This window comes from Kitasatospora sp. NPDC093558 (genome assembly GCF_040683475.1).
Taxonomy (GTDB): Bacteria; Actinomycetota; Actinomycetes; order Streptomycetales; family Streptomycetaceae; genus Kitasatospora.
In genome coordinates this window covers 1-3,497 of sequence record NZ_JBFBDY010000636.1, presented here as the reverse complement: position 1 = coordinate 3,497, position 3,497 = coordinate 1, and the positions used below count along the sequence as shown (strand labels likewise).

Genomic DNA, 3,497 nt, shown 5'->3' with positions numbered 1-3,497 from the left:
CCCCGGACCGGCCCGCCGGCAGCGACCAGCACCCCGCGCCCGACCTCGCCGTGCTGCGCACACACGTCGGCGAGGGTCGTCCGGTCGCCGCCCTCGCCTCGGACGAGGCGCCGGCCGGCACCGAGCTCTCCGCGCACGGCTTCACCACGGCCACCCCGGCGGCGGGCGTGCAGCCGGACACCGCGCGGCTGACGGTGGCCGGCCCGTCGGGCGGCTTCGTCCGGCTCGTCGAGGGGTGGATCCGTAAGGGGCTCAGCGGGAGCATGGTGGTCGACCCGGGCAGCGGGCTGGTGGTCGGTGTGGTCAAGGGCACCGAGGACGACGGCGACCCGGTGGGAGGGTGGATGACGCCGGTTGGGCAACTGCGGGCGCTGCTCGACGTGCCGGCGGCTGCTGCGCGCCCGGCGGTCGGCCGTGAGGAGTGGGCCGACGCGCTGTTCCGGATACCCGCGCTGGACGACGTGCAGAACCGTCACGACCTCGTCCGCCGGATCAACGCCGTGCTCCCCGCCGACCAAGGCATCCGCCCCCGCGGCGACTCGCTCACCCTGCCCCACCTCGAGCAGATCGCCGGCGCCTGCCTGGACAACCTCGCCCCCTGCGCCGCCCTCCGCGCCCTGGTCGCGGCGGTGCGACGGCTGGCGGGCGGGCACCGGGCGGTCGGCGACCTGGACGCCCTGCTCGCGGCGAGCTGTGGAGGCGGCACACATGCGGCAGCTTGACGAACGCGCGGTGCACGTCCTGACGGCGGCGTTGAAGGAGATCCCGCTGCTGGAGAACGCGGACCGGCGCGCCGACCTGGTGCACAGCATCCGGCAGGCGCCGGGGGTCGTGGAGTTCGAGGTCACGTCGGACAACGCGACACACACGCACCTCACCCGGATCACCCGCTCCTGCATCAACCACAGCAACCCGCCCGCAGCGCGCAAGGCGCTCTACGAGGAGGCGCGACGCCTCGCCGGCGGCCAACGCGCCGTCTCCTGGCTGGGGTTCTTCAACGCCGTGCTCGACTCGCGCCACCCCGAGCGCTTCCGGATCTGGCTGCTGGACATCGGCGGCTGGCTGCGCACCCAGGGCTGGGGGAGCAGCACCGCGCCGGGGGTCCCCGATCCGTTGAGCGAGTTCACCTGGCTGGTGGCAGGGGGTTCGCAGGCACAGATCCTCGACTTCTGCCGGGACATCGAGGGGCTGCCGGATAGTGCCAGGCAGGACTTGACGCGACCGGACCCGCCCCGAAAGCCCGAGGAGCCCGAGAAGCCCGAGCCGGAGAGCCCGGAGCAGCCGAGCCGACGCAAGTGGTGGGTGGCCGGCGGCGCTGCCTGCGCTGTCGTCCTCGCCGCCGTGATCTGGGCGGTCGTCTCGGCCGACGGCGACCGGCCGGCGGAGTCGGTGCCGGTGGTCTGGGACATGGATGTGCTTTCAGAAAAAACGAGCCCGCCGAACGCCCCCACGCAGACTGGTCCCGTTGCCAACACCAAGGTCGACGTGCCCGCAGGACGCACCCGCCTGGTGCTCCCGCTGAACCTGAGCGACTCGAACCCGAACGGTGGCGCCTGTCACACGACGACCGTGGATGTGTCGATCGACGGTCAGACGTGGACCGGCCGCCGCCTGGATGAGGCGGTCCGGGCGAGCGTGCCCGCGCACCGGACCAGTGTGACCCTGACGCTGACTCTGCGCTCGCCCGAGCACTGCTCCTTCCAAATCAAAACGAACACCGTCAACTTCGAAGGCTGAGGGGTTCCGCTGTGATCGCCAGGCGCCGTTTCCGTACACCCGCCGCTGTCGCCGCCGTCGCCACGCTGGTCCTGCCGTTGCTGCTCGCCGCCTGCTCCTCCGGACCGGACCGTCCGGGGCCCTTCGACCAGACGGTCCGGATCGGGTTCAAGACGGCGGCCCCCGGCATGTCCGTGCAGGACCCGAACGGCATTTTCCAGGGCTTCGAGCCCAGGATGGTGGCCAAGGTCATGGGCGACGCGGGCGTGAAGTACTCCTCCGTCCCGCTCTCCGCCCAGTCCTGGCAGGACGCACTGCTGGACGGGAACACCAACCACAACGGGGTCGACCTCGTCGTGGCGGACATCTCCGACACCGCCGAGCGCGAGCAGAAGTTCGACCTCGTCGGCCCGTACCTGAAGACGCCGCTCGGCGCGCTCACCCTGGCCGCGCACCCCGTCACGGTCCAGCACCAGGAGGATCTGTCCCCGCTCAGGGTCTGCACGGTGGCGCAGACCACCGCCCGCTCCTTCGTCGACAACGAGATCAGTCCCAAGCCCAATCAGCCGATCGACGCCAAGTACCCCGACGACTGCCTGAATGCGTTGAACGCAGGTTCCGTGGACGCCTTCGTCTCCGACTACCTCGTCCTGCGCGGCATGGCCGTCAACGTCAAGGTGAACGGCCAGGCCCCGTACGTCATGGCGGACGGCCGGTTCGGCAAGGTGCAGACGCTGGTGGCCGCGCTGCCCCCGGGGCACACCTCGGGCTGCCAGTGGCTGCGGAGCCGGCTCGACGCGTACGTCAACAGCTCGGCCTGGGTGACCGAACTGCGCAGCAACTTCAACTTCGGCCTCGACGTGTCGGATGTCAACCTGCGCGATGCGTTCCAGCCGCTGATCAGCACCTCGGACAACCTCTGCTCGAAATGACGGCGGACGGACCCCGCCCATTCGTCCGTGACCCGCACTCAACTCACGTACAGTGACGGGAAGGTAGCGGAACGGCGCGAGGAGGGTGCGGCGGCATGGCTCAGGACGGCATCGCGGACGCGGTGGAGACGGTGCGGCGGTACTACGGGAGCAGCGAGGTCGACGGGTTCTACTCCGCCGTGTGGGGCGGGGAGAACATCCACACCGGCATCTACCTCGACGCGCACGAGCCGGTCGGGACGGCGTCCCGGCGGACGTGCGAACGGGCGGCGGCGCGGATCGCCGAGCGGCTCCGGACGCCCGGGGTCACGGTGCTCGACCTCGGCTCCGGGTACGGCGGCCCGACCCGCTACCTGGCCGGGACCTTCGGCTGCCGGGTGGTCGCGCTCAACATCAGCGAGTCGCAGAACGAGCGCCACCGGCGGACGAACGCGGAGCGCGGCCTCGACGGGCTGATCGAGGTCGTGACCGGCTCGTTCCAGGACATCCCGTTCCCCGACGGGCACTTCGACGTGGTGTGGTCGCAGGAGGCGTTCTGTCACAGCCCCGACCGCGACCGCCTGCTGAGCGAGGCGGCCCGCGTCCTGCGGCCGGCCGGCGACCTCGTCTTCACCGACGTCATGGCGGCGGACGGCGTCGCACCCGAGTCGCTGCACGAGGTGGTCGCCCGCCTCCAGGTGGAGAGCCTCGCCACGCCCGGCTACTACGAGAAGCGCCTGCCCGAAGTCGGCCTGACCGGCGTCGACTTCGACGACCGTAGCGACCAACTGCTCACGCACTACATCCGGTTGGAGGAAGAGACCCGGCGGCGGGCCGACGACCTGCGCAGCCTCGTCGGCCCGGCGTACC

General features: G+C 71.3%; 3 protein-coding genes and 1 pseudogene. All 4 read left to right on the top strand.

What is annotated here, in order from left to right:
• Positions 1 to 722, top strand: a pseudogene (locus tag AB0O00_RS32885) (hypothetical protein); the annotation flags it as partial.
• Positions 694 to 1,737 carry a hypothetical protein gene (locus AB0O00_RS32880; RefSeq protein WP_363658051.1) on the top strand — a complete coding sequence of 348 codons (1,044 nt, stop codon included), beginning with the start codon at positions 694 to 696 and terminating at the stop codon, positions 1,735 to 1,737. The pseudogene AB0O00_RS32885 and the gene AB0O00_RS32880, both read left to right, overlap by 29 nt.
• An 11-nt stretch (positions 1,738 to 1,748) precedes the next feature.
• Positions 1,749 to 2,648, top strand: a complete 900-nt coding sequence (locus AB0O00_RS32875; RefSeq protein WP_363658049.1) for a transporter substrate-binding domain-containing protein — start codon at positions 1,749 to 1,751, stop codon at positions 2,646 to 2,648.
• A gap of 95 nt (positions 2,649 to 2,743) precedes the next feature.
• The coding region (locus AB0O00_RS32870; protein WP_363658047.1) for a class I SAM-dependent methyltransferase at positions 2,744 to 3,497 on the top strand (754 nt) is incomplete at its 3' end.